Source organism: Parabacteroides sp. AF17-3 (assembly GCF_003635445.1).
GTDB classification, from domain to species: domain Bacteria; phylum Bacteroidota; class Bacteroidia; order Bacteroidales; family Tannerellaceae; genus Parabacteroides; species Parabacteroides goldsteinii.
In genome coordinates this window covers 313-25484 of the sequence record NZ_QTMM01000016.1, presented here as the reverse complement: position 1 = coordinate 25484, position 25172 = coordinate 313, and the positions used below count along the sequence as shown (strand labels likewise).

Genomic DNA, 25172 nt, shown 5'->3' with positions numbered 1-25172 from the left:
CCTTGAACTTTTGGTTACTTTTCTTTCAAGAGAAAAGTAACAGCCAACACTTTATCCAGTGCCGAATAAAATATCAGCGAACCGGCGATAGCCGCAATTGTCATAATAAACGGCAGTTTATCCTTTATCCCTTCCAGCATATGATCAACGCTTCCTGCGGGCTGTTGGCCTAAAAGCATCAATACGCCGGCAAATACGACGAGATATGCAATAATGATGCCAACAATCATAAAAGGGGGCATTCCGGAACTCATCCGGGCCTTTTTCACTTCCGGTACTTTCAACGGTTCTTCCTGCATGATAAGCTCCATGATCCGCAGGCTTAAATCCGGAGATGGCTTAACCATTCCTTCTTTCAGAAGTTTGCCGGTCAAGCGGTTTATATCTTTATCTGATGTACTCATAACACATTCGCTGTTTCATTCTTCATCATTAACTGTAATGTCTCGTAGAAATGCTTACGTCCCCGAAACAATTTTACTTTAATATTGGAAGGCGTCAGATCCGTGATCTGACCGATGTCCGCAATGGAACACTCTTCCAGGTAAAAGAGATTAAGTACCAGGCTCTCATCGGCAGGTAACTTTTTCAATACACGTGCAATTATTTCTTTCCGGTCTTCCCGCTCCAGGATAGCCGTTGCGCTATCTACTTCACTGGTTGTAAGATCGGTTGCAATAGCATCATCATAACTGTCGAATACGGATTGCTTCCGCTGGGCGGTAATGGCCGTATTATAGACAATTTTATAGAACCAGGTAGAAAACTTACTGCCAAACTGGAAAGACGGAAGTGCACGATACATCTTGACAAAAGCATCCTGCACGACTTCTTCTGCCTCCTCGCGATTCTCCAGTATGCGGAAGGCAATCGTAAATGCCATCTGCTGGTACTTCACGACGAGGCAGGAGAAACTTTTGGTGTCCCCTGCCAGAATGCTTTTTATCCATTTTTGTTCGTCCATCAATCCGGTTTATTGTTCTTTCTCCTTTTCCAACATCTTGAGAACAATGAAGAAATAGGCCAGATAAGCTATGCCGCCACCTAAAACAGTAAAGATAACAACAGAAAAACCAGCCCAGTCATGCGGCATCGTATCATCCAGATATATACCACCAATAGCTCCCAAAGCCAGTCCGATCATCAGCAAACCGTTACGCAGGGCATTGAATTTATTCGCCTTCCTTTCCGGCTCTTCCAATACAATACCTTTCTCGATCATAGCCATACGCTCTTCATGTTTTGTCCGGGTAGTTCTTACTACAAGTACTATAAGCAACACTACGGGCAAGCCTACCGCACAAACAATTGCAACCAGGGGAATCAACCAACTTTCCATAATTTCAATATTTAATTTGTTTCTAATTTGTTTCGTTTACAGATAAGACTAACGTTCCGGAAAGAAGGTTACAGGAATGACAAACTATTTTCAAAAAAAATACCCGAAAACCGGATGCACCTCCGATTTCGGGTATTTATCAATAAGTTATCCGTAAACTACGGAAAGATTAATCCAATATTTTAATCTTAATGTTACGATACCAAACGTCGTCACCATGATCCTGCAAACCGATGAAACCTTCTTTGTTAGGTCCGCCACAGTTCAACAGTAGTTCATAAGCCAACGGCCATTTGTCTTTGCTGAATTTACTCTTATCCAGCATTTCTTTCCACTGCTGTGTCCACAAGTGATATTCAACAACCGGTTCGTCATTCTGATAGTGAACAACCGTACCTTTATAACACATGATCTTAGACTTGTTCCATTCGCCGAACGGTTTAGAGTTCTGCGGTTTAGCCGGGATCATATCATACAGGGAAGCAGACATACGATTGCCATCTTTACCCAATTTGGCATCCGGATGGTTTGCGTTATCCAAGATTTGGAATTCAGGAGCAGAAATATAAGAAGGTTGTCCTTCCACTTCCTGGATCATAATAAATACACCGGAATTAGCGCCTTTAGCTACTTTCCATTCCCATTCCAACTCAAAATTTTTGAACTTATGAGCAAATACCAGGTCACCACCGTCCTTAGCACCAGCTTCACCGGCACCAGAACCTTTGATATGAATTGCGCCGTCATTCACCTCCCAAGCATTAGGAACATCTGTACGGTCATATCCTCTCCAGCCATTCAGTGTTTTACCATCAAACATAGTAATCCAACCATCGGCATCTTTCGGGAATTTAGACAGGTCGACTGTCGGTAAATCCAATAATTTGTATTCAGGCACAGCTGCTTCTGTTTTTGCTTCGGCTGTTGCATCGGCAGCAGCTTCATCTGTTTTCTTTCCACCGCCACAAGATGTAAAATAGCACATCATCAGCGCGGCACTGACAAATAATACTGACTTCTTCATTTTTATGTAGTTTAAAACTGTTATCTAGGCATATCAGGCAATTTCCAACCATCGCGATAGTTGTGCTTGATCAGTTCTGCTGCAAACTGTTTTGCATTAACAGGATCTGTCCAGTCTTTTGCAAACGAAGGATGACCATCTTTGATAGTGAAACCGTCTTTGATACAAGTCTTTATCATTTCGTTATCACCGATGTTCGTAAATTGCATGTTATTGCCATCCCATTTCAATGTTCTGTTCAGACTCTGTAAACGAACTGCTAATACACCCATCACGATCATTTCGTTGAACGGACCGGCTTCCGAGAAATTCGATTTTGTTTGTACACGGCTGGATGCATTTTCTTTACAAGCACGTACCCAATCCATTTCATGTCCTTTTACACGACGACATACTTTAGGAGCATTTGGAACACGACCTGACAACAAGAACGGCTGCTGTCCGTAACAACCGCAAATCAATGTATCTTTCGTTCCATGGAAAATAGTCAGACCGCCACCAGGTCCCATCAATTCTTTTCCTTCCGGGAAACCTTCCGGACGATTCGGCATCATACCACCGTCATACCAATGAATTTCAACTTCCGGCATGGCCAGTTTCGGCATATTTTCACGAGCCGGGAAAATAAACTTCACATGCTGTGCATTAGGAGCGCAATCACGAAGCAACAAAGTAGAGGAAGCTTCAACGCTTGTCGGGTAACCCAATTTCAATGCCTTAAACGGAGTGTGCATGATATGGCAAGCCATATCGCCTAAAGCACCTGTACCATAAGCCCACCATCCGCGCCAGTTCCAAGGATGATAAATTTTGTTGAAAGGTTTCAATTCGGCAGGACCGGTAAATAAATCCCAGTTCAATGTAGAAGGCACCTTATCTGCTTTATCCGGAGTATTCAAACCTTGCGGCCAAATAGGACGGTCTGTCGCACATTCAACTTTTGTGATATCACCGATTTCGCCATTCCAGATCCATTCGCAAACCAAATCCGTATCTTCAGAAGAAGAACCTTGGTTACCCATCTGAGTTGCAACATTTGTAGAAGCAGCCAGTTTAGTCAACAAACGAGATTCGTACACAGAGTGTGTCAACGGTTTCTGACAATAAACATGTTTGCCCAATGTCATCGCATCTCCCGTAATCATAGCATGTGTATGGTCGGCTGTAGCGATAATAACGGCATCAATAGATTTACCCATCTCATCGTACATCTTGCGATAGTCCCAATATTTTTTAGCATTCGGATGTTCGTCGAATACGCCTTTCGCATATTTCCAATCCACGTCGCAAAGAGCAACGATGTTTTCACTTCCTTTTACAGCATTAATATTGGCATGTCCCATACCGCCGATACCGACAGCAGCAATATTCAATTTATCTGTTGGAGCCACATACCCATGACTTTTTCCTAAAACGGAACCCGGAACAATGGTCAAAGCAGCAGCAGCGGCTGCGCCTCTTTGAAGAAATGATCTTCTAGTGATGTTTGACATAGTAATAATTTTTTATAGATTAGCACTTAATAATAATATTCTGATTCAATTGTCACATCTTAAAAACACAAACTGACGCAAATATAGCCAATGCGAAAATAACAACAAGCCGTCCTTCCCGCTTTCTTTTTCAAAATAGTTTTTTTTAACAGTGCTTATAGACAATGTCTATTTTTTCATAAATATTATCTATAGAACTAGGTGTTTGAAAAGTCGTTCTTTCTTTTATATTTGTCTAACACAAAACATATTCACCGGATTTCTGTTATATAAATGAAGAGCTGAACATGAAAAAGAAACCAATACTTGTTCGAATTTACCAATTTTACCTGGAAGGATTTCGTGAAATGAAGCTGGGTAAAACGCTATGGCTGATTATATTGGTCAAGCTCTTCATCATGTTTTTTATATTAAAACTGTTTTTCTTTCCTAATTACCTGGGACAGTTTGACAGCGATTCCGAGAAACAGGAACACGTATCGGGTGAATTGATCAATCGAGCAATTACTCCTTAATTAATATAATTATGATCGAAAGCATTGACACTTCTTTGATTGACTGGTCGAGGGCGCAGTTCGCTCTGACGGCCATGTATCACTGGCTTTTTGTACCCCTGACTTTAGGGCTTGGTGTGATCCAGGCAATACTGGAAACCATTTATTACAAAACAGGTGACGAATTCTGGAAAAAGACAGCTCAGTTCTGGATGAAGCTGTTTGGTATTAACTTCGCGATCGGTGTTGCCACCGGTCTGATTCTCGAATTTGAGTTCGGGACGAACTGGTCGAACTACAGCTGGTTTGTCGGTGATATTTTCGGAGCGCCGCTGGCCATCGAAGGTATCCTTGCTTTCTTTATGGAAGCGACATTCATCGCGGTTATGTTCTTCGGGTGGGACAAGGTGAGCAAACGTTTCCACCTGGCTTCTACCTGGCTGACCATTATCGGAGCCACCTTATCCGCCCTGTGGATTCTGATCGCCAATGCCTGGATGCAGCATCCGGCAGGTATGCAATTCAATCCGGACACGGTACGCAACGAAATGTTCGATTTCTGGGCTGTCGCTTTGTCGCCTGTCGCCATCAATAAATTCTTCCACACCGTATTATCCGGCTGGATCGTAGGTGCGTTATTTGTAATAGGCATCAGTAGCTGGTATCTGTTGAAGAAACGGGAAACGCGTTTTGCCCTGGAAAGTATCAAGATCAGCGCCATTTTCGGACTGGTTGCTTCTTTACTGATCCTTTGGACCGGTGACGGTTCCGCCTATCAGGTTGCTCAGAAACAGCCGATGAAGCTGGCTGCCATGGAAGGCCTTTACGAAGGAGGAAACGGTGTCGGACTGGTGGGCATCGGGATGCTGAATCCGGAAAAGACCAGTTATAAAGACAATGTAGAGCCGTTCATCTTTAATATACAAATACCCAAAATGCTGTCTTTGCTGGCAGAACGCAAGATAGACGGATATGTGCCGGGTATCAATAATCTGATCGAAGGAGGATATGAAACCAAAGACGGCACACCGGCCCTTTCCGCTGCCGAAAAGATCGCCAAAGGGCAACTGGCTATCCAATCACTCGCCAAATACCGCGAAGCCAAGAAAGAGAAAGACGAAGCGGCCGCCAAACAATACCGGGCGACACTTGAAGAAAACTTTCCCTATTTCGGTTACGGTTATATCAAAGATCCGGGCGACCTGGTTCCTCATGTAGGAATGACGTTCTATTCCTTCCGCATCATGGTGATTCTGGGAGGTTACTTCATCCTGCTCTTTATCATTGCGATCATCTGGAGTAAAAAAGACAAGTTTAAAGACACCCGCTGGCTTCAGAAAGTATGCCTGTGGTCGATTCCGCTGGGATATATTGCCGGACAGGCCGGATGGATCGTTGCCGAGGTGGGACGCCAACCTTGGGCCATACAGGATATCCTTCCGACGAGCGCATCTATCTCCAAACTGGCTACGTCGTCTGTACAGACCACTTTCTTCCTGTTTCTGATCCTGTTTACCATCTTACTGATTGCCGAAGTGGGAATTATGGTGAAGGCTATCAAGAAAGGACCGGCCGTATCTACTAACAATGAAAACTAAAAATATACACCATGGATAGTACATATATATTATTACAACATTACTGGTGGTTCCTCGTATCCCTGCTGGGAGCACTGTTAGTATTCCTGCTTTTTGTACAGGGAGGTCAGTCATTGCTCTTTTCGATCGGGAAGACGAAGTTGGAACAAAAGATGCTATTAAACTCAACCGGACGTAAATGGGAGTTTACCTTCACAACGCTGGTTACTTTCGGTGGTGCCTTCTTTGCCTCTTTCCCTTTATTCTACTCGACCAGTTTCGGCGGTGCTTATTGGGTGTGGATGCTCATTCTGCTTTGCTTCGTGATACAGGCCGTATCCTACGAATACCAAGCTAAAAAAGGGAACTTACTGGGCAAAAAGACTTACCAGATATTCCTGATCATCAACGGCGTGCTGGGCCCGATCCTGCTGGGAACCGCCGTAGGGACATTCTTCAACGGAGCCGAATTTTCAGTGAATAAAGGACAGATGACAGATATTGCCATGCCAGTTATCTCGACCTGGAATAACTCTCTGCACGGACTGGAAGCAGCATTTGTATTCTGGAACGTTTGTCTCGGGCTGGCCGTATTCTTCCTGGCACGTGTGCAGGCATTGCTCTATTTCATCAACAATATTGACAATAAGGATATAGTGAGCCGCTGCCGGAAACGCTTGATACCGGAAACAGCTTTGTTCCTGGTGTTCTTCCTGCTGTTCCTCGTACGTTTGATGCTGGTAGACGGTTTTGCCGTGAACCCGGAAACGCAGGAGGTGTTCATGCAGCCTTATAAATATTTCATCAACCTGATCGAGATGCCGGCTGTACTGGCAGTTCTGCTGGTGGGCGTAGTGCTTGTCTTGTTCGGTATTATTAAAACAATCCTGTCGCAAACGTGGCGGAAAGGAATCTGGTTTACCGGGACAGGGACCGTCCTCACCGTACTGGCGTTATTGCTCTGTGCCGGTTGGAACAACACGGCTTATTATCCGTCGTTGACCGATCTGCAAAGTTCGCTGACTCTTCAGAATAGTTCATCAAGTCCGTTCACGCTGAAAGTGATGAGTTACGTATCCATTCTCGTTCCGTTCGTGCTGGCTTATATATTCTATGCATGGAGGGCACTCGATCTTCATAAGATCGACGCAGAAGAGATGGAACAGAAAGACGGGCACACTTACTAAAGAACACGGCGTCCGTACGGGCGGTTCACGAACCGCCCTTTGCAAGAAACATACCCCATAAAACAAAGGAAACGGCGAAGCTCACGCTTGGCCGTTTCTACATTTAACCGTTTTAAACAAAAAGAAAAAGTTAGTTAAGGCTTAGAATAAAATATCTTAAGTCTTTTTTACTTACTATAGAATGCTTCCTTTAGGACAGCAAACAAATATATGTAATCCGAAGCATCTTCGGAACAATCCGACCGCATTTTTTGCTATTTTTCACAGAACACAGATGCTTTTGTATTATCTTTGCAAACAATTATCCAAGGGATTCCTTTATGGCAGATTTCAATTTAAACATTTTGGGATGCGGTTCGGCCTTACCTACAACACGGCATCTGGCAACCTCTCAGGTAGTAGATTTACGGGACAAATTATATATGATAGACTGTGGCGAAGGCACACAGGTGCAGATGCGCCATATGCGTATCAAATTCAGCCGGTTGAATCATATTTTCATATCCCACCTGCATGGTGACCATTGTTTTGGTCTGCCCGGCTTGATCTCCACACTCGGTATGCTGGGACGCACCGGCGAACTGGTGATACATGCACCCAAAGAGATCGAAAACTATATGCGTCCGGTATTGGATACATTCTGTAAAGGCATGCCTTACGAAGTCCGTTTCAATCCTGTGGATACACGTAGTCATTCGCTGATTATGGAGGATCGCTCGCTTTCCGTCTACTCCATTCCTCTGAAACATCGTATCCCGACCTGCGGCTTTTTGTTTGCCGAGAAGCCTAAAGAAGCCCATATCATCCGCGAGATGACCGACTTCTATCAGGTCCCCGTCAGATGCATGAAGGATATCAAGCTGGGAGAGGATTATGTCACGCCGGAAGGAGAAGTGATTCCCAATTCACGACTGACACGCCCGGCAGCTCCCCCCAAACGGTATGCGTATTGCTCGGATACGGCCTACAATCCTTCCGTCATCCCGATCATTGAAGGGGTAGACCTTCTTTATCATGAGGCGACCTTTGCCGAATGCGACAAGGCACGCGCCAAAGAAACATTCCATTCTACAGCACGGCAAGCGGCAGACATCGCTCTGAAAGCCGGTGTCAAACGCCTCGTTATCGGCCATTATTCTGCCCGTTACGAGGACTTGGCAACATTGCATCGTGAAGCGGAAGAAGTATATCCCGGCACCATTCTCGGAGCCGAAGGGATGGTTTTGCCTATATAATATCGTGGTTTTCTTAAATAATAACTGCCAAATATCCAGCATATTCAAAATTATTCATACATTTGTACGAATTTAGGGTTTCGAATATGAGAATATTATTTTCCATAATCCTGTTGATCAGCGCTTACGTTGGTTCCCCGTTTATTGCAAGTGCGCAGCAAACGGTTCAGGCAACGCATGCCATAAAGCAGACAGAACCCGATTCTATCGAAATCAGCGCCTACGACAACAAGGTGGTTGTGAAGAATGCTCCCATCGGAAGCAAGCTGGAAATATACAGTGTAGTAGGCATCCGTGTCAAGGAAATCGAGCTGAAACAACCGGATGGCGAATACACCGTTAACATCGCCAAAGGTTACTATATCGTCCGCATCGGCGAAACTGTCCGCAAAGTAGCCATCCGCTAAATACATCTCTGTTGTTTTTGGATATCTTTTTACTTATATCCATCACATCTCATTCTAATTTCCCCAAAGTTTTTTTCACAGTGGGGAAAAGTCCCCACCATAATGGGGAAAAATCCCCACTGCAATGGGCTTATTTCCCCACCCTGATGGAACTTTTATTTCATCCGCGCAAGCTATAAGTTCTTCCCGAATAAAACAAACCTCCGTATTCCCAAAAAGAAAAGAGGACCTGCCACCAAGACAAGCCCTCTTCTTCTGTAATTATATATGTATAGGTTAAAAAGCGTAGGAAAGACCGATAGACGGCATCAAGGCATATACGTTGTAATGTCCGCCGAATGTACGGGGTTTCTTTAAAAGGTCCAGGTCGGTATAAGAACCGTCGCGCCCGAAACCTGTTACATAAGAGAATGCAAAATCAACGGATAAAGACTGTAACGGACGGAAACTCAAACCGGCAGTGATACCCAGTTTGTTCATACTCGGAGTTTCGGGATTCAGATAATTATCTTCTACCGGAGTTTCGTCGAAATATGCACCTAAACGAAGGTCCAGACGGTTTGTTGCTGCGAACTGGGTTCCCAAACGATAGATACGTGAGTTTTTATATTTCTTCGGGGCATCGATATCATAATCGCTCAATTCGGATGCCGGATAGAAGTTCACAACTAAAGAGTTGTAAGCACCCCAGCCTACAAACTGAACTTCACCGGAAACAATCCAGCGGTCATTGGGTTTGTAAGTCAGGCCGACATTCCAGTTATCCGGCAGAGGCAGTTCAGCAGAGAAAGTAGCCTGGTCCAGTGGAGGAATATTGATTCCGCCCTCAGGAATACCGGGAATAGTGATGCCACTTGCCTGGAGCTGACCAACCAAGCCATTTACCTGTTCCAACAATCCTTTAATTCCTAATTCATTAGCATAGCTCAAACGGACATCACCTTCTTTCACACGGGCTTTCACCTTTGAACGGTAAGATAAACCGACCGTGAATTTATCGTTAATATCATACATCGCACCCACATTGAACCCGAAACGGATACCTGCATCTCCTTTCAAAGAAGCAGAAGCTGCGGATACTTCGTCATATTTAGCCATTTCTGTGACCAACTGGTCAACAACCGGTCTCAATTCCGGCTTTGCTTCAAGTATCGGCCCAAGTTGCCCCATCATGCTCTCAGCCAAACCTGTCATGGCACGCGGAGCAATCAAGGCACGATTCAGTTCAATATTACCGAATTCCATCATCAGGCCTGCGCCGATACTCAGGTTATCCATAATCTTCCAGGAAACAGTTGGCTGAATATTGAATGCCTTCAAAGAGATATCCTGCACCAGGTGAGCACCTTTCCAGTCGCGTCCCCAGTTAATCGCACTACCATAAGGAGTGTTTACACTGATACCGGCTGCCAGGAAGTCATAAATCTTGAAACCGGCATATACATATAAAGGAGTACTTGCCTTATTATCCGTTTTTTGTACATAACCATCATCTCCCGTAAACTTACCATTGGCAAACACCCCGGTAATACCGGCCGACAAATCCACGTTCTTATCCATAAACACCAGACCAGCCGGATTAAAATGCATGCTTTCTGCACCCAACTTCATGGCTACACCAACGTGTCCCATACCTGCCTGCTTGGTACTCTGAGCGTTAACCTGGTAACCCTCTGCCGCTGCATACGACATCGGAAGCATGGAAAGACATGCTAAAGCGATAACTTTCTTCATAAAATATTCATTAATTAATACCTCTCTTATAACATCCTCTCAGATGCAAACGCCGGCAAAGATAAAGACTTTTCTTTAATATTGCACACTTTTAACAAGAATGTGCGGCACATTTCCGCATTTATTGTGCAATTACTCCACAGAATAAATAATTCAGAAAATCTCCTTATCTTTGCAACGCAAAGGAACGTTTCCCTTGCCGTGTGCTTGCTGAACCACGTATAAAACAAGAAAAATATGAAACATCAAGATGCCGCTCTGGTATGCTTCTCCGGTGGACAAGACTCCACCACCTGCCTGTTCTGGGCCAAGAAGCACTTTAAACGCGTAGAAGCCGTCTGTTTTACTTACGGCCAGAAACATTCCCTCGAAATTGATATTGCACGCAAGATTGCTGCCGATGCCGACGTGCCGTTCCAATTGCTGGACGTATCGCTAATCAGCCAACTGGCGCCTAACTCGTTGACGGACACTTCTATCGAAATGGATGAAGACAAACCGGCCGACAGTTATCCGAACACCTTCGTACCGGGAAGGAACATGGTTTTCCTGACATTCGCTGCCATCATGGCACGGAGCAAAGGGATTTTCCATCTCGTCACCGGCGTATCGGAGGCCGATTTCAGCGGATATCCCGATTGCCGCGACACCTTCGTCCGCTCGCTCAATGTGACGCTGAACCTGGCGATGGATGAACAGTTCGTCATCCATACACCTCTGATGGACCGCGATAAAAGCGAAGTATGGCAGCTCTCCGACGAACTGGGCGTATTCGACCTGGTCCGCACGCAGACACTGACCTGCTACAACGGCGTCCCAGCCGACGGTTGCGGCCATTGCCCCGCCTGCAAACTGCGCCGGGAAGGATTAGAGAAATACCTTAGAAGGAAGTTAACAGCTAACAAGTAACTGCAAAAATGGATACAAGAAAGAATGAAAACGAACTGCACCTCCTGGGCGGTTCTACCGAATATAAACAGGATTATGCCCCGGAAGTGCTGGAAGCATTTACCAACAAGCATCAAGGTAATGACTACTGGGTACGTTTCAACTGCCCCGAATTCACCAGCCTCTGCCCCATCACCGGACAGCCCGATTTTGCGACTATCCATATCGACTATATACCCGATGTGAAGATGGTGGAAAGCAAGAGTCTGAAATTATACCTCTTCAGCTTCCGCAGCCACGGAGCCTTCCATGAAGACTGTGTCAACATCATCATGAAAGACCTTATCAAGCTGATGGACCCGAAATATATCGAAGTGACGGGCATCTTTACCCCTCGCGGCGGCATCAGCATCTATCCGTACTGCAACTACGGCCGTCCGGGCACCAAATACGAGCAACTGGCCGAACAACGCCTCTTCAACCATAACGCATAAAAGTATTTTCCGGTAGCAGATGCTACAACGTGGCAAATAATTATGTAGATTTGCAATCACTTAATTGTAAACCTACATAATTATTTAGACCATGAGGAATAGAAATTTCACTATCAAGGCAACACTGGCCGCTATGGCCTGCACCGCCTGCGTAAATCTGAGCGCACAACAAAAAGAGTATCCGCAACCGGAAAAGATGACTCCGGGCATGTCGGAGTACTGGACGCCTCAACCCAAGATTGTAACTCCGGGAGATATCAAAACAAATTCCGCCCCGTCGGATGCCATCGTCCTGTTTGACGGCAAAGACCTCTCCGCCTGGGAAAGCACCAACGGCCAACCGGCCCAATGGACCGTTCACGACGGCGTATTCACAGTCAATAAAAAGACCGGTGATATCCAGACCAAACAGAAGTTCAACAACTACCAGCTACATATCGAATGGTGTGTTCCTGAAAACATCACCGGAACCAGCCAGGGACGCGGCAACAGTGGCATCTTCATGCAAGGGATGTACGAAGTTCAGATACTCGACTGCTACAACAACGAAACATACGTGAACGGCCAGACCGGCAGTATCTACAAACAGACACCGCCATTGGCAAACGCCATGCGTAAACCGGGCGAATGGAATGTATACGACATCATCTACACCGCCCCGATTTTCAAGGAAGACGGAACCTACCGCGTTCCTCCCAGCATCACCGTTATCCAGAACGGCATCGTTTTACAGAACAATACGACCATCCTCGGAACAACCGAATATATCGGCTTCCCGAAAGTCGTTCCCCACGGAGCCGGCCCGATTATCCTGCAAAGCCACGGCGACCCGAGCGAACCGATCAGCTTCCGGAATATCTGGTTGAGAGAGTTATAAGAATCAATAAGTAAAGTGTTTATATACGATGAAAACAAATAACCTATTCGGCATATGGCTGCTGTTCCTTTGTGCGACCGTCCTTTCCGGCTGCAACAACTATTTATTAAACGGCAAAGACGGAGATGAGGAAGAAGACAACGAAGAAGTATGGTATAACAATATACCGGAGGGAAACTTCTTTTCAAGAGGAAACACTTTACGATTCTATTATATAGATGAAAAGGGAAACGACCTCATCAACCCGAGCGACCTGAAAACCTTCCCTGTCTCGTGGAACGAAGAACTGGACAATCCGCTCGAACGCACCTACGACAACATCCGCGACATCGAAAGCAACACCATCCGCTACAACGGCAATCACAACTGGATACTTTATGATTCGGAAGAACAACTCCATTACTGTACGGTGAGCGCTTACGGAGATGAAAGACAAAGTACTTATACGTTCCCTATCTATGTAAACGGCGATACCGATAAAATGGAAATCACCTATAAATACACAGACAAGGGCGTTGTCGGAGGAAAGTACTGGGGGAAAATCGTTTCCTGGAAATACAACGGCACACATATCTACTCGGATGACGATGAATATGACAAAAAGATATTCATCCGGAAGTCCGGTGGCAAAACAACCGTTTCTCTCGAGCGATAAGAAATCTGAGATTTCAGTCACACGATAGCACACAGATGACGCAGATTGAGCAGATAGCCGCAGATAATATATTTTTAAATAATATAAATCTGTGGTCATCTGCTCAATCTGCGTCATCTGTGTGCCATCTACAAACTTTATATACCATTGTTATTAACAACAGCCCTCTCCTGTTTATCGGTGAAATTCCCGTATTCGTCTATGAACCACTGCCCTATTTCTATTCTGATTGTATAGTTTTTTAATGTAAAGTAGTTTTGCTTCCGTAACAAGGTAAAAAGAATGTTTAGGTCGCAAAACGAAAGCATTATGAAACAAGTATCTCTAATAATCCTCTCCTGCCTGCTTCTCCTGCCCGCCGGGATGAAAGCAGAAGACGACATGCCGAAGCAATGGACGCTTCGTAATTGTATAGATTATGCACTGGAGCATAATATCACTATTCGTCGAAACCGCATCAACGTCGAAAGCACTCAGGAAGATGTAAAGACGGCAAAAGCGGATTTCCTCCCTTCCCTGAGCGGTAATATCAGCCAGCGTATCGTGAACCGTCCGAACAGTGCGAGCGGCACCATCATCAGCGGCGACAACATCACCACCAGCGAAAGCAAAACCTCGTACAACGGCAGCTACGGCATCGATGCAAACTGGACCGTGTACAACGGAAGCAAACGGGTGAACACGCTCAAACAACAGCAACTGAACAGCCGCGTGGCCGAACTCACCGTCGACGAGAGCGAAAACTCCATCGAGGAAAACATCACCCAGCTCTACGTGCAGATACTTTATTCCGCCGAAGCCGTGAAGGTGAACGAATCGACACTGGAAGTCAGCCGGAAAGAGTTTGAACGCGGACAGGAACTGTTCAACGCCGGAAGCATCGCCTCCAGCGACCTCGCCCAACTGGAAGCACAGGTCAGCAACGACAACTACCAGCTGGTCACTTCGCAAACGACCCTGCAAAACTACAAGCTGCAACTCAAGCAACTCCTGGAACTCGACGGCGACTTCGAAATGGACCTTTTCCTGCCGCCACTCGACGACAGCAGCGTGCTGATACCGCTCCCTACCAAGGATGACGTTTATCAGACCGCCCTCAACCTGCGTCCCGAAATCGAATCGAGCAAGCTAAACATAGAGGCCTCCGACATGAACATCAAGATTGCCCGCGCCGGATACATTCCGAGCCTGAGCCTCAGCGCCGGCATCGGAACGACCAATGCCAACGGCAACGACTTCAGCTTCAGCGAACAGGTGAAACAGAACTGGAACAACTCGATAGGGCTGACCCTGAGCATCCCCATCTTTGACAAGCGGCAGACCAAAAGTGCTGTCAATAAAGCCAAACTGCAACGTCAGACCAGCGAACTGGACCTGATGGACAACCAGAAAACGCTTTACAAAACCATCGAAAGCCTCTGGCTCAGTGCCAACAGCGCACAGCAGCAATACGTAGCCGCCACCCAGAAACTGAAAAGCACACAGGCCAGCTACGCCCTTGTCAGCGAACAGTTCAACCTGGGCATGAAGAACACCGTGGAACTGCTCACGGAAAAGAACAACCTGCTAAGCGCACAACAGGAAACGCTCCAGGCCAAATACACAGCGATCCTGAATGCAGGCCTACTGCGATTCTACCAGGGAGAAGAAATCGACCTGCTCTAAATTTCCAGTAAAGAAAAAATAAAACAGATAAAGATATGAACAAGAAACTTATTATCGGTATAGCAGGCGTGCTGGTCGTAGCCGGAGGAATCTGGTTCTTCACAGGTAAAACGTCGAAAGGCGGCATCCGGCTCGAGACAGCCAAAGTAGGCCGCAGCTCCATCTCAAACACAGTAACGGCAACCGGGACAGTCGAACCGGTGACCGAGGTCGAAGTCGGTACACAGGTATCCGGCATCATCGACAAGCTCTATGCCGACTACAACGACGTTGTGAAAGCCGGCCAGTTAATCGCAGAAATGGATAAAGTCAACCTGAAAGCCGAACTCGCTTCCGCCCAGGCCCAGCTGGCTAGCAGCAAAACCGAATACGAATACCAGCAAAAGAACTATGCCCGCAGCAAAGTCCTTTTCGACAAGAAGCTAATCAGCGACGCCGATTACGAAACGGCCACCTACAATTACGAGAAGGCCAAAGCCGCTTACGAGCAGAGCCAGGCCTCGATGGTGAAGGTAAACCGCAACCTGGAATACGCGACCATCACCAGCCCGATAGACGGTGTCGTTATCAACCGCGCCGTTGAAGAAGGGCAAACCGTTGCCGCCGGCTTCGAAACCCCGACCCTGTTCACCATCGCCGCCGACCTGACGAAGATGCAGGTAATCGCCGATGTAGATGAAGCCGATATAGGCAACGTAGAAAACGGACAGCGCGTCAGATTCACCGTCGACGCTTATCCGAACGACGTGTTCGAAGGAACCGTCTGGCAGATTCGCCTGGGCGACAGTAGCAGTAGCAGCAGTTCGTCGACCTCCACTTCAACCGTTGTCACTTATGAGGTGGTCATCACAGCCGACAACCCCGACTTGAAGCTGAAACCGCGTCTGACAGCCAACGTCACCATCTATACGCTTGAACGCGAAAACGTGTTGACAGTGCCGACCAAATCATTGCGTTTCGTCCCTGAAGAAGAGTTATTGCCGGGCACCGGCTACACCACCGAAAACAGTGCACAGGAAGCTCCCGCCGGCAAACGCATCATCTGGGTAAAACAAGGCCAGCAGCTCACTCCGAGAGCCATCACCGTCGGTTCTACCAGCGGCAATATGATTGAAGTGACCGAAGGACTGACCGAAGGCGAAGAAATAGCCGTAGACCTGACCTCCGACGCTCCCGCCCCAATGGCCGAAGCAGCCGAAAAGAGCCCGTTCATGCCGGGACCTCCGGGAGGAAACAAGAAGAAGTGATATTGTAAACTGTAACACACCCCCTGCCCCCCTCTCAAGAGGGGAAAGGAAACTCCCGACACTACCTGTTATCTACCTACAAGTAGTAACTCTTCCCCTCTCGAGAGGGGGCAGGGGGTGTGTCAGAATTAAACAACAGAACGAACAATGAAAGAGATTATTAAACTAGATAATATCAAGCGTGACTTCCATGTCGGTGACGAAACCGTTCACGCCCTGAGGGGTGTCAGCTTCACGATACATGAAAGCGAATTCGTGACCATCATGGGAACCTCCGGCTCGGGAAAAAGTACGCTACTGAACACGTTAGGATGCCTCGACACACCGACCAGCGGCGAATACTATCTCGACGGCGTCTCAGTCCGCACCATGGGGAAAAACGCCCGTGCCACGCTGCGTAACCGCAAGATCGGATTCGTATTTCAGAGTTACAACCTGCTGCCCAAAACGACAGCCGTTGAAAACGTGGAACTCCCCCTGATGTACAATCCCTCTTTCAGTGCCGCCGCCCGCCACGAGAAAGCCGTAGAGGCACTGGTGGCCGTAGGGCTGGGCGACCGCCTGATGCACAAGAGTAACCAGATGTCCGGCGGACAGATGCAGCGCGTTGCCATCGCCCGTGCCCTGGTGAACGACCCGGCAGTTATCCTCGCCGACGAAGCGACGGGAAACCTGGACACACGCACCTCGTTCGAGATACTGGTACTTTTCCAGAAGCTCCATGCCGAAGGACGTACCATCATCTTCGTAACACACAATCCGGAGATCGCCCAATACAGCAGCCGTAACATCACCCTGCGCGACGGGCATGTCACTGCGGATACAGTGAACAACAACATACAAAATGCGGCAGAGGCATTAGCCAAATTGCCGAAAAACGACGATTGATTATGAACGGAACAAACCTCATAAAAATAGCCCTCCGTGCCCTTGCCAACAACAAGTTGCGCGGATTCCTGACGATGCTCGGCATCATCATCGGCGTAGCCTCCGTAATTACGATGCTGGCCATCGGGCAAGGTTCCAAACGGAGCATACAGGCCCAAATCAGCGAGATGGGTTCCAATATGATTATGATACATCCCGGCGCAGACGTCCGCGGCGGTGTCCGTCAGGATGCCTCCGCCATGGAGACGCTGAAGCTGGAAGACTACCAGAATATCGTCGACGAGACCCGCTATGTCTCTGCCGTTTCACCGTCGGTCAACAGCAGCGGACAAGCCATCTACGGCGCCAACAACGCCCCGACCACCGTCTACGGTATCAGCCCGGACTATCTGGAAATCCGCCGTTACAAGGTAGGCGACGGTGACATGTTCACCGAACAGGACATCCAGACCGCCGCCAAAGTCTGCGTAGTCGGCAAGACGGTCGTCGACAACCTTTTCACGGGTGGCGAGAATCCCGTGGGAAAAGTCATTCGTTTTCAAAAACTGCCTTTCCGCATCGTTGGTGTGTTGGAGAGCAAAGGATACAACAGCATGGGAATGGACCAGGACGACCTAATCTTAGCTCCATACACAACTATTCAGAAAAAGGTCCTGGCCATCACCCATCTGCAAGGCATCACCTGTTCGGCCCTCAAAGAGGAATATACCGACCAGGCCATTGACGAGATAACTGAAATACTGCGCCGCAACCATAAGTTGAAGGAAAGTGACGATGATGATTTTACCATCCGTAGTCAGCAGGAGTTGAGCACGATGTTGACAAGCACTACGGACATGATGACCGTGCTGTTGGCGGCTGTGGCTGGTATTTCGCTACTCGTTGGAGGTATCGGGATTATGAATATCATGTACGTCAGCGTCACGGAGCGTACCCGCGAAATCGGTCTGCGTATGAGTATCGGCGCCAAGGGCATCGACATTCTGGCACAGTTCCTGATTGAATCCATCCTGATCAGTGTGACCGGCGGATTAATCGGCGTAGTGCTCGGTGTAGGCGCAGCCTTAGTAGTGAACGCGGTGGCACACTTCCCGATTTACATACAACCGTGGAGCGTAGTGCTTTCGTTCGCCGTCTGTACCGTCACCGGGGTCTTCTTCGGATGGTATCCGGCCAAGAAAGCGGCCCAACTCGACCCGATCGAAGCGATTCGTTACGAATAAAAAAACGGATGAGCATCCGGCTGAAAACAGGAGACGGGTCCTGTTGAAACGAGAGACGCGTCCGGTTGAAACGAGAGGCGCGTCCGGTTGAAACAGAAGACGCATCTCGTCACAACGGAAGGCGCATCTCGTCGCAACGGAAGACGCATCCAGTTTTGCAGCAACCAATAATTAATTATCTTTGTAGCAGATGAAAACAGAAGGAACAACACAGACACACATCTCTCCCCCTTTCCGGGGGATGGGCGGCATTATCCATATTGCCGCCTGGGGAATCCTGTTCGGACTGCCTTTTTTCTTTACAGGCAGGGAGTCGCAGGTATTAACCGTCACAAGTTATTTACGTTCCGTCATCGTCCCGTTATCGTTCATGATGGTTTTCTACGTAAACTATTTCCTGCTGGTCAACCGCTATCTGTTTTCACGTCACGGATGGAAATTCTTTCTGAGCAACGTGGCCCTGATTGCCTCGGCAATCATCCTGGTGCACCTGCTGATGCAATTATTGCCGCCGCCGGAGATTCCTCATCCGCATCGTTCGGAGAGGGAGCTGAAAGATATCATCGGCTTCTTTACGGTCAATGCCATGCTTTATGCGTTGGTGGCCGGCCTGAGTGTCGCCATCAAGATGACCAGCGGCTGGTACCAGATAGAATCCATGCGTCGCGAACTGGAGAAGAGCCGTGCCGAAGCCGAATTGCAGAACCTGAAAAGCCAGTTGAACCCGCATTTCCTGTTCAATACGCTCAACAACATTTACAGCCTGATCGCTTTCAGTCCCGAACGGGCACAGGAAGCCGTCCACGACCTGAGCCGCCTGCTGCGTTACGTACTCTACGACAGCAGCCAGCCGCAGGTGTTACTGGAAAAAGAGCTGGATTTCATCCGTAATTATGTGGAACTGATGCGTATCCGCCTGCCGGAACATGTGGAACTGAAAACGGAAATAGCTGCCACCAAGCCCGACGCGCTGATTGCTCCCCTGCTGTTTATCTCGCTTATCGAGAATGCCTTCAAACACGGAGTCAGCAACAGCAAGCCATCGTTCATCGACCTGGATATCCACCAGAAAGGCGACAGGGTCGTCTGCTACCTGAAAAACAGCTATTTCCCGAAAGATGCGGAACAGGACAAGAGCGGCTCGGGAATCGGAATCAAGAACCTGCGGAAACGCCTGGAACTGATCTATCCGAACCGGCATATCTTCTCATACGGTGTAGAGGGTGACAACTACTACAGCATGTTGGAGCTGCAAATAAGCGGCGAAGAACCGAAAAGTGAAAAATGAAATTAGGCTATGATTCTGAAGTGTGCAATCATCGACGACGAACCGCTGGCTATCAGCCTGCTGGAAAGTTATGTAAACAAGACGCCTTTCCTGGAACTGGCGGGAAAATACAATAGCGCCGTCAACGCGCTTCCCGCCCTCAGCAAAGAGCCGGTCGACCTGCTTTTCCTCGATATCCAGATGCCGGAGCTCAACGGAATGGAGTTTTCCCGCATCCTGAAGACCGATACGCGCATCATCTTTACGACCGCTTTCAGCCAGTATGCGCTCGACAGCTATAAGGTCAACGCACTCGATTATCTGCTGAAACCGATTAGCTACGCCGACTTCCTGAAATCGGCCAATAAGGCGCTGCAATGGTACGAACTGCTGCGCGAAGGCGCAAGTACGGGTGGTTCGCGAACCGCCCCTTCCCAGGCAGTTTCCCCCTCCGTCGAAAGCATTTTCATCAAGACGGAATATAAACTGGTACAGGTCGAACTCCGTAAAATACTCTATATCGAAGGTCTGAAAGATTATGTCAAGATATTCGTTGAAGGCGAAACCCACCCCATCCTTTCGCTGATGAGTATGAAAAGCCTGGAAGACATGCTGCCGGCGAACCGCTTCATCCGCGTGCACCGCTCCTTTATCGTCCAGCCGGAAAAGATCAAAGTAATCGAACGCAACCGGATTGTGTTCGGCAAAGAATACATCCCCATCTCCGACAACTACAAACAGAAGTTCATGGAGTTTCTGGCACAGAGGGCACTGCTGCCTTAGAAAAGTTGCAGTAGCAACTTTTCCAACCCTCTCGTCATCTCGCTCATGCTACAGGCATAGTTATTGGAGAAAACGGCAACGGCATACCGCTTGCCGTCTTTTGTTATATAGCCGGCATAACTTCGCACACCGGTGATTCCGCCACTTTTCAGACGAGCCTTCCCCTGCAAACCGGAACCTTTCAGGAAATTTCGCACCGAACCTTCGATACCGGCCTGCGGCAAGGATTCGATAAAGGCTTCGGCATAATCGGACTTCGTCGCCATATAAACCAGCAAATCGGCTATAAACTCCGCAGAAACCTTATCCGCAGGAGCCAACCCGCTGCCATCGTGCATCCGCAAAGGGAAAACATCCAGCCCCTTCCTGTCCCAATGGGCGGCAACCACCCGGACACCCCGGCCGAAAGAAGAAATAACCTCATTCTTCCGCGGAGTATATTGCAGACCGACCGTCTTGACCAACGCGTCGGCAAACAAATTATGGCTCACATGATTCGTCACCCCCGCAATCTCCTTCAACGTTGGGGAATAGGTGGTGACAATCGTTTTCCTCTCCACCGTCTTCCATCGCCCCGCTTCCGATTCAATCCGGTAACAGGTCGGCTTCTTTCCCACCGCAATGCCTTCGCGTTCCAGGCATGCGGTCAGATACTCCGCCAGGAACAATGCCGGATCAGGAATATCCCCCTTCAACACATAACGTTCGCGATTGGCAGGAACGACACCGTACAAATAGCGTTCGCCGGCAAGCGGAGCACCGATAATATAGGCACTGTCCGACGAGACAGGCGCCGCTTTCAGGTAATTGGTGAAACGGACACCCGGCAGTTCAGGTTCAGTGCCGATCACCACCGGACGGCTGCCCGCAGCGCCCGACTTCAGATACAACTTATACATATTGTCGAACACGGAAACCCCGTAGCTGCCCGGCGCATAATAATTTCCCATATCTTCCCGCAGCCATTTGATGGAAGCACCTTCCGTGTCAAAGATTCGCTCGTCCGACACCACCGCCCCGGCAATCTTCCGAATACCGGCCTTCTTCAAAGCTGCAATCCATTCCGGTACGAATTTATTTTTCGCAGGCGTATACGCATTCCTGTCCGGAGCGAAATGAGCCGAACCCAGCGACGGGTCGCCACTGCCTTTGATATACAGGTTACCGTTCAGCACACCCTCTTTTATAGAACCGTCATACTCCAGCGAAGTCGGAAAACGGTAATCGTCCCCCAAAATCTCCAGAGCCGTAGCCGTAGCGACGGTTTTCAACACGGAAGCAGGCGAAACCTCCCGGTCCCCATCATAATTATAGACGGTTTTCCCATCCTGAAGGTCCTTCACCACGATGGAGAAAGTAGCCCCTTTCATATAAGGAGCATTCAGTAACTGTTTGACAGGCTGCGGAGTTTGTGCCTGTGGCTGTAAAAAACAGCCGAGCAGCAGGGCGGCACATAATATTTTCTTTATCATCTTATTATACTATTCTACTTTATTCTATCTTTGTTCAGCAAAGATAAAAATTATAATATGAACTCATTGTTTGAAAGACCTTTTACGTTCGACCGGGTGACACGTATCGTATTCAGCATCGTCATCATTGGCGTATTGCTTTACCTGATTACCGTATTGCGTAACGCCTTGCTCCCCTTCCTGATTGCCTGGCTGCTCGCCTATATGATGCAACCTTTCGTCAAGTTCTTCCAGTATAAGCTGAAGCTGAAAAGCCGTATCCTGGCCATCGTCGCAGTCATCATCTCCGCATCGCTGATTATCGGGATTGCCGCCGCACTGGTCGTTCCGTCTGTCGCCCAGGAAGCCGAGCGGACCCTGAACCTGATGCGCACGCATAATCCGGGAGAAGGTCATGTTCCGCTTATACCAGCTTCATGGATCGAATATCTCGAAAACAATGTAGACATAAACCAGCTGATGGAACTCCTCAGCCGGGAGAACATACAGAATGCAATCAAGCAGCTCGCCCCGAAGGTCTGGAACATCCTGTCGAACACATTCTCCATCCTTTTCAGCATAACGATTATATTCGTGATTCTGTTGTATTTCATTTTCATCCTGCTCGACTACGAAAAGATAGCCAACGGCTGGATAAACCTGATTCCGGCACGCATCCGTCCTTTCGCCAAAGGGCTGGCCGACGATGTGGAGCAGAGCATGAACCGCTATTTCCGCGGGCAGTCATTGATTGCGCTATGCGTCGGAGTTTTACTTTCGATAGGCTTCAAAATCGTCGGTTTCCCGCTGGCCGTGACGCTCGGGTTATTTATCGGCGTGCTGAACCTGATTCCGTACCTGCAAGCGATCGGCCTTATCCCGATGGTCATCCTCAGCCTGCTAAAGTCGGCAGAGACCGGACAGAATTTCTGGATTATCTTCGGTTCGGGATTATTAATACTCGGAATCGTACAATGTATCCAGGATTTATACCTTACGCCGCGTATCATGGGAAAAGCAATGGGACTGAATCCGGCCATCATCCTTCTTTCGCTCTCCATCTGGGGAACTTTGTTAGGTTTTATCGGCTTAATCATCGCATTACCGCTCACAACGCTCTGTCTGTCTTATTATAAGCGTTTTATCTTGCTGGAAGAGGACATTATCGCTCCTCCCCCGGCTGATATTCAACCGGAGAAAAAGAAAGAAAAGTAATTTTTTTCAAAAAAATTACTCCAGCTATTGCAAATTCAAAAATAAACCCTACCTTTGCACCCGCAATACAGAAGTAAAGCACACCGCAATACAGAGTATGCACAGGATGATTCGCTAGCTCAGCAGGTAGAGCACATCCCTTTTAAGGATGGGGTCCTGGGTTCGAACCCCAGGCGGATCACCAAGAAACAAAAGAAAATCAAGCAAATCCCTGATAATTAGATATTATCAGGGATTTCTTTTTTTCTCCCAAATAGTAAAAGGGGTACTTTAAAGCATATTCTCGGTGGATAAATCGTGGGACTAAAATCAAACCTATGGATAGTATCAGCATCAAGCCCCATTTCACTATATACTTGAATTATTTCTTTTAAATATCCAGCTTCATTTGCTCTTGCCCTGCAAACTATTTCATAAGCCACATCCTTATGGTGACGATATAATTCATCTAATGCAAATGCTTCATGCTCCAAGAGTAGAAATAGGTACAACCAACACGTTATCTTTTCTTCTATATGCGAATGTTCCAGTGGCCGTAAGTACCATGAGAAAAGAAGGATGCTTCATACGATTAACATCTATTTTAGACGCTAGTCGCAACAAACTATTTGCGCCATCTTCTATGAGTTTCTCTCCTCCTAATTTTATTTCAATCAATGCATAATCTCCATTTGGTAAATGAACAACAGCATCACATTCCAGTCCATTCTTGTCCCGGTAATGATATACATCACCCGCCAATGATTGGGCATAAACCCTTAAATCACGAACACATAATGTTTCAAATAATAAACCGAATGTTTTGAGATCGTTCATTAAATCTCCAGGACCTATTCCCATTGCGGCTGTTGCTATTGATGGATCAACAAAATATCTGGTATCCGCAGTACGTATAGCTGTTTTAGATTTCAAATTTGGATTCCATGCAGGCATATCCTCTACTACAAACATTGAACGTAATGCATCAAGATAGTTCCTAACCGTTTTATCTTCCACAACATTGGGATCGCCACCGTTCATGTCTTCAACAATTTGCCTGATGGATGTTTGTGTACCTTGAAATCTTGCATATGAACGCATAAGTCGTTTTGCTCTTTCAACACTTCGATCCACCCCATCCACTTGACGAATGTCCACATTCACTACGGCATCATAATAATCTTTAGCAGGGTTCAATGCGACATCTTCAGGTAATTCTGAAACTACCGGCCAACCACCACGGCAAATTAAAAACGCGATTCTTTGTAAATCAGATTTTGCCTCACATCCAATAGACATTCTGGGATTACTGAATAATTTTGACAAACTAATATCCCCAGTAGAATCTCCAGATTCAAATAATGCCATCGGACGCATCCGTAACCAAGCAAAACGCCCGGTTCCTGAATGACTTATTTTTTCTCTATTTGCAGGTTTGGCTGAACCTGTCAATATAAACTGACCCATTCCATTTCTATGATCCACTGTATAACGTATAGCATCCCATATTATAGGTGCAAGTTGCCATTCATCAATCAAACGAGGTGTTTCTCCATTAAGTATTATATCAGGATTATCCTCTGCAAATATCATGTATTGTGAACGCCTGCGAGGGTCATCCATAAAAACAGCACTATTGCTATGGTGCTCCGCAGTTGTGGACTTACCACACCATTTTGCGCCCTCCAAAACAATTGCACCTATACTTTTTAATCGTGTGGAGAGTTCTATATCTATAATACGTGGACGATATTTATTAGCCATAAATAGTTGAATTTATGATGCAAAGATAACTCAATTTGCCAGGATTACCAAATATGGCGATCTGAAATTGCTCAAATCGGCGCATTTCAACTACCCAATTTGGCGGTTTTACACTACCCAATTTGGCCACATTGGATAACCAAAATCACCCCGCTTTCAACACCTCCCGACCCGCCTCTATCGCTTTATCAAAAAATCTTTTCAACAAAATCCCCATCGCCTGCTGCTTAACCATCGCCAGCCGCATCTCTTCGTCTATCACCATATTCCCGGCAGGCCGGTAACC

25 protein-coding genes and 1 tRNA gene are annotated in these 25172 nt (G+C 47.3%); 17 read left to right on the top strand and 9 right to left on the bottom strand.

Translation table 11 applies throughout. The annotated features are described in order from the left end of the window. Window positions 1-14 precede the first annotated feature (14 nt). From DWW91_RS20125 to DWW91_RS20105, 5 genes are all read right to left on the bottom strand, one after another. A complete protein-coding gene (locus DWW91_RS20125; RefSeq protein WP_122328751.1) occupies window positions 15-404 on the bottom strand; it encodes a hypothetical protein in 390 nt (129 codons plus the stop codon). Further along, the gene (locus tag DWW91_RS20120; protein ID WP_122328750.1) at window positions 401-964 is read right to left on the bottom strand and encodes an RNA polymerase sigma factor; all 564 of its coding nucleotides are present in this window, start codon (window positions 962-964) and stop codon (window positions 401-403) included. Before DWW91_RS20120 ends, DWW91_RS20125 begins: the two co-directional genes overlap by 4 nt. A gap of 9 nt (window positions 965-973) precedes the next feature. Beyond that, window positions 974-1339, bottom strand: a complete 366-nt coding sequence (locus DWW91_RS20115; RefSeq protein WP_010800759.1) for a DUF6249 domain-containing protein — start codon at window positions 1337-1339, stop codon at window positions 974-976. A gap of 169 nt (window positions 1340-1508) precedes the next feature. Continuing rightward, a complete protein-coding gene (locus DWW91_RS20110; protein ID WP_010800760.1) occupies window positions 1509-2363 on the bottom strand; it encodes a DUF1080 domain-containing protein in 855 nt (284 codons plus the stop codon). 20 nt (window positions 2364-2383) lie between these two features. Beyond that, complete coding sequence (locus DWW91_RS20105) at window positions 2384-3856, bottom strand: Gfo/Idh/MocA family protein (protein WP_009859855.1); 1473 nt, start codon at window positions 3854-3856, stop codon at window positions 2384-2386. Window positions 3857-4143: 287 nt separating this feature from the next. Here DWW91_RS20105 and DWW91_RS20100 point away from each other — a divergent pair, with 287 nt between their 5' ends. The 5 genes from DWW91_RS20100 to DWW91_RS20080 all read left to right on the top strand — a co-directional run bounded on the left by DWW91_RS20100 (window position 4144) and on the right by DWW91_RS20080 (window position 8756). Continuing rightward, a complete protein-coding gene (locus DWW91_RS20100) occupies window positions 4144-4371 on the top strand; it encodes a DUF4492 domain-containing protein (RefSeq protein ID WP_009859856.1) in 228 nt (75 codons plus the stop codon). An 11-nt stretch (window positions 4372-4382) separates the two neighbouring features. Further along, window positions 4383-5948 carry a cytochrome ubiquinol oxidase subunit I gene (locus DWW91_RS20095; RefSeq protein WP_009859857.1) on the top strand — a complete coding sequence of 522 codons (1566 nt, stop codon included), beginning with the start codon at window positions 4383-4385 and terminating at the stop codon, window positions 5946-5948. 11 nt (window positions 5949-5959) lie between these two features. Further along, a complete protein-coding gene (locus tag DWW91_RS20090; protein ID WP_122328749.1) occupies window positions 5960-7114 on the top strand; it encodes a cytochrome d ubiquinol oxidase subunit II in 1155 nt (384 codons plus the stop codon). A 320-nt stretch (window positions 7115-7434) separates the two neighbouring features. Continuing rightward, complete coding sequence (locus tag DWW91_RS20085) at window positions 7435-8349, top strand: ribonuclease Z (RefSeq protein ID WP_010800761.1); 915 nt, start codon at window positions 7435-7437, stop codon at window positions 8347-8349. A gap of 86 nt (window positions 8350-8435) precedes the next feature. Continuing rightward, entirely contained in the window at window positions 8436-8756 is a 321-nt protein-coding gene (locus DWW91_RS20080; protein ID WP_122328748.1) for a T9SS type A sorting domain-containing protein, read from the top strand. A gap of 276 nt (window positions 8757-9032) precedes the next feature. Here the strand turns inward: DWW91_RS20080 and DWW91_RS20075 are convergent, their stop codons facing one another. After that, window positions 9033-10490: an OmpP1/FadL family transporter gene (locus tag DWW91_RS20075; RefSeq protein WP_010800762.1), complete on the bottom strand. Its 1458-nt coding sequence runs from the start codon at window positions 10488-10490 to the stop codon at window positions 9033-9035. A gap of 237 nt (window positions 10491-10727) precedes the next feature. On the opposite strand from DWW91_RS20075, the gene queC reads away from it, so the two are divergent. The 10 genes from queC to DWW91_RS20025 all read left to right on the top strand — a co-directional run bounded on the left by queC (window position 10728) and on the right by DWW91_RS20025 (window position 20477). Beyond that, window positions 10728-11399 (top strand): 7-cyano-7-deazaguanine synthase QueC, encoded by a 672-nt coding sequence (gene queC, locus DWW91_RS20070; protein WP_122328747.1) that lies wholly within the window; start codon window positions 10728-10730, stop codon window positions 11397-11399. Window positions 11400-11407: 8 nt separating this feature from the next. Next, window positions 11408-11872: a preQ(1) synthase gene (queF, locus tag DWW91_RS20065; RefSeq protein WP_009859863.1), complete on the top strand. Its 465-nt coding sequence runs from the start codon at window positions 11408-11410 to the stop codon at window positions 11870-11872. A gap of 91 nt (window positions 11873-11963) precedes the next feature. After that, window positions 11964-12749 carry a DUF1080 domain-containing protein gene (locus tag DWW91_RS20060; protein WP_010800764.1) on the top strand — a complete coding sequence of 262 codons (786 nt, stop codon included), beginning with the start codon at window positions 11964-11966 and terminating at the stop codon, window positions 12747-12749. A gap of 28 nt (window positions 12750-12777) precedes the next feature. Beyond that, window positions 12778-13404 carry a hypothetical protein gene (locus DWW91_RS20055; protein ID WP_122328746.1) on the top strand — a complete coding sequence of 209 codons (627 nt, stop codon included), beginning with the start codon at window positions 12778-12780 and terminating at the stop codon, window positions 13402-13404. A gap of 363 nt (window positions 13405-13767) precedes the next feature. Then, window positions 13768-15069, top strand: coding sequence for a TolC family protein (locus tag DWW91_RS20050; RefSeq protein WP_233584540.1), 1302 nt, complete (start codon window positions 13768-13770; stop codon window positions 15067-15069). Window positions 15070-15104: 35 nt separating this feature from the next. Further along, window positions 15105-16316 carry an efflux RND transporter periplasmic adaptor subunit gene (locus tag DWW91_RS20045; protein ID WP_122328744.1) on the top strand — a complete coding sequence of 404 codons (1212 nt, stop codon included), beginning with the start codon at window positions 15105-15107 and terminating at the stop codon, window positions 16314-16316. 147 nt (window positions 16317-16463) lie between these two features. Continuing rightward, on the top strand, window positions 16464-17204 hold the full coding sequence (locus DWW91_RS20040) for an ABC transporter ATP-binding protein (RefSeq protein ID WP_122328743.1): 741 nt from the start codon (window positions 16464-16466) through the stop codon (window positions 17202-17204). 2 nt (window positions 17205-17206) lie between these two features. After that, window positions 17207-18427, top strand: a complete 1221-nt coding sequence (locus DWW91_RS20035) for an ABC transporter permease (protein ID WP_009859869.1) — start codon at window positions 17207-17209, stop codon at window positions 18425-18427. A gap of 190 nt (window positions 18428-18617) precedes the next feature. Then, on the top strand, window positions 18618-19715 hold the full coding sequence (locus tag DWW91_RS20030; protein ID WP_122328742.1) for a sensor histidine kinase: 1098 nt from the start codon (window positions 18618-18620) through the stop codon (window positions 19713-19715). 9 nt (window positions 19716-19724) lie between these two features. Beyond that, entirely contained in the window at window positions 19725-20477 is a 753-nt protein-coding gene (locus DWW91_RS20025; RefSeq protein WP_122328741.1) for a LytTR family DNA-binding domain-containing protein, read from the top strand. Here the strand turns inward: DWW91_RS20025 and dacB are convergent. Continuing rightward, entirely contained in the window at window positions 20474-21949 is a 1476-nt protein-coding gene (dacB, locus tag DWW91_RS20020; protein ID WP_122328740.1) for a D-alanyl-D-alanine carboxypeptidase/D-alanyl-D-alanine-endopeptidase, read from the bottom strand. The genes DWW91_RS20025 and dacB overlap by 4 nt on opposite strands. Window positions 21950-22006: 57 nt before the next feature. Between dacB and DWW91_RS20015 the strand changes: the two genes are divergently transcribed. Both DWW91_RS20015 and DWW91_RS20010 read left to right on the top strand, forming a co-directional pair. Next, complete coding sequence (locus DWW91_RS20015; protein ID WP_009859873.1) at window positions 22007-23143, top strand: AI-2E family transporter; 1137 nt, start codon at window positions 22007-22009, stop codon at window positions 23141-23143. Between the two features lie 108 nt (window positions 23144-23251). Beyond that, window positions 23252-23327 (top strand) — tRNA-Lys (locus DWW91_RS20010). 34 nt (window positions 23328-23361) lie between these two features. Here DWW91_RS20010 and DWW91_RS20005 read toward each other — a convergent pair. Together DWW91_RS20005 and DWW91_RS20000 are read right to left on the bottom strand one after the other, a co-directional pair. Beyond that, window positions 23362-23616 (bottom strand): hypothetical protein, encoded by a 255-nt coding sequence (locus DWW91_RS20005; RefSeq protein WP_044215092.1) that lies wholly within the window; start codon window positions 23614-23616, stop codon window positions 23362-23364. Further along, a complete protein-coding gene (locus DWW91_RS20000) occupies window positions 23606-24886 on the bottom strand; it encodes an ATP-binding protein (protein ID WP_122328739.1) in 1281 nt (426 codons plus the stop codon). Before DWW91_RS20000 ends, DWW91_RS20005 begins: the two co-directional genes overlap by 11 nt. Between the last annotated feature and the right edge of the window lie 286 nt (window positions 24887-25172).

What these genes read in the sequence shown, in the direction of transcription:
- DWW91_RS20125 (WP_122328751.1), bottom strand. Translation starts at nt 404, where the DNA reads ATGAGTACATCAGATAAAGATATAAACCGCTTGACCGGCAAACTTCTG.
- DWW91_RS20120 (WP_122328750.1), bottom strand. Translation starts at nt 964, where the DNA reads ATGGACGAACAAAAATGGATAAAAAGCATTCTGGCAGGGGACACCAAA.
- DWW91_RS20115 (WP_010800759.1), bottom strand. Translation starts at nt 1,339, where the DNA reads ATGGAAAGTTGGTTGATTCCCCTGGTTGCAATTGTTTGTGCGGTAGGC.
- DWW91_RS20110 (WP_010800760.1), bottom strand. Translation starts at nt 2,363, where the DNA reads ATGAAGAAGTCAGTATTATTTGTCAGTGCCGCGCTGATGATGTGCTAT.
- DWW91_RS20105 (WP_009859855.1), bottom strand. Translation starts at nt 3,856, where the DNA reads ATGTCAAACATCACTAGAAGATCATTTCTTCAAAGAGGCGCAGCCGCT.
- DWW91_RS20100 (WP_009859856.1), top strand. Translation starts at nt 4,144, where the DNA reads ATGAAAAAGAAACCAATACTTGTTCGAATTTACCAATTTTACCTGGAA.
- DWW91_RS20095 (WP_009859857.1), top strand. Translation starts at nt 4,383, where the DNA reads ATGATCGAAAGCATTGACACTTCTTTGATTGACTGGTCGAGGGCGCAG.
- DWW91_RS20090 (WP_122328749.1), top strand. Translation starts at nt 5,960, where the DNA reads ATGGATAGTACATATATATTATTACAACATTACTGGTGGTTCCTCGTA.
- DWW91_RS20085 (WP_010800761.1), top strand. Translation starts at nt 7,435, where the DNA reads ATGGCAGATTTCAATTTAAACATTTTGGGATGCGGTTCGGCCTTACCT.
- DWW91_RS20080 (WP_122328748.1), top strand. Translation starts at nt 8,436, where the DNA reads ATGAGAATATTATTTTCCATAATCCTGTTGATCAGCGCTTACGTTGGT.
- DWW91_RS20075 (WP_010800762.1), bottom strand. Translation starts at nt 10,490, where the DNA reads ATGAAGAAAGTTATCGCTTTAGCATGTCTTTCCATGCTTCCGATGTCG.
- queC (WP_122328747.1), top strand. Translation starts at nt 10,728, where the DNA reads ATGAAACATCAAGATGCCGCTCTGGTATGCTTCTCCGGTGGACAAGAC.
- queF (WP_009859863.1), top strand. Translation starts at nt 11,408, where the DNA reads ATGGATACAAGAAAGAATGAAAACGAACTGCACCTCCTGGGCGGTTCT.
- DWW91_RS20060 (WP_010800764.1), top strand. Translation starts at nt 11,964, where the DNA reads ATGAGGAATAGAAATTTCACTATCAAGGCAACACTGGCCGCTATGGCC.
- DWW91_RS20055 (WP_122328746.1), top strand. Translation starts at nt 12,778, where the DNA reads ATGAAAACAAATAACCTATTCGGCATATGGCTGCTGTTCCTTTGTGCG.
- DWW91_RS20050 (WP_233584540.1), top strand. Translation starts at nt 13,768, where the DNA reads ATGAAAGCAGAAGACGACATGCCGAAGCAATGGACGCTTCGTAATTGT.
- DWW91_RS20045 (WP_122328744.1), top strand. Translation starts at nt 15,105, where the DNA reads ATGAACAAGAAACTTATTATCGGTATAGCAGGCGTGCTGGTCGTAGCC.
- DWW91_RS20040 (WP_122328743.1), top strand. Translation starts at nt 16,464, where the DNA reads ATGAAAGAGATTATTAAACTAGATAATATCAAGCGTGACTTCCATGTC.
- DWW91_RS20035 (WP_009859869.1), top strand. Translation starts at nt 17,207, where the DNA reads ATGAACGGAACAAACCTCATAAAAATAGCCCTCCGTGCCCTTGCCAAC.
- DWW91_RS20030 (WP_122328742.1), top strand. Translation starts at nt 18,618, where the DNA reads ATGAAAACAGAAGGAACAACACAGACACACATCTCTCCCCCTTTCCGG.
- DWW91_RS20025 (WP_122328741.1), top strand. Translation starts at nt 19,725, where the DNA reads ATGATTCTGAAGTGTGCAATCATCGACGACGAACCGCTGGCTATCAGC.
- dacB (WP_122328740.1), bottom strand. Translation starts at nt 21,949, where the DNA reads ATGATAAAGAAAATATTATGTGCCGCCCTGCTGCTCGGCTGTTTTTTA.
- DWW91_RS20015 (WP_009859873.1), top strand. Translation starts at nt 22,007, where the DNA reads ATGAACTCATTGTTTGAAAGACCTTTTACGTTCGACCGGGTGACACGT.
- DWW91_RS20000 (WP_122328739.1), bottom strand. Translation starts at nt 24,886, where the DNA reads ATGGCTAATAAATATCGTCCACGTATTATAGATATAGAACTCTCCACA.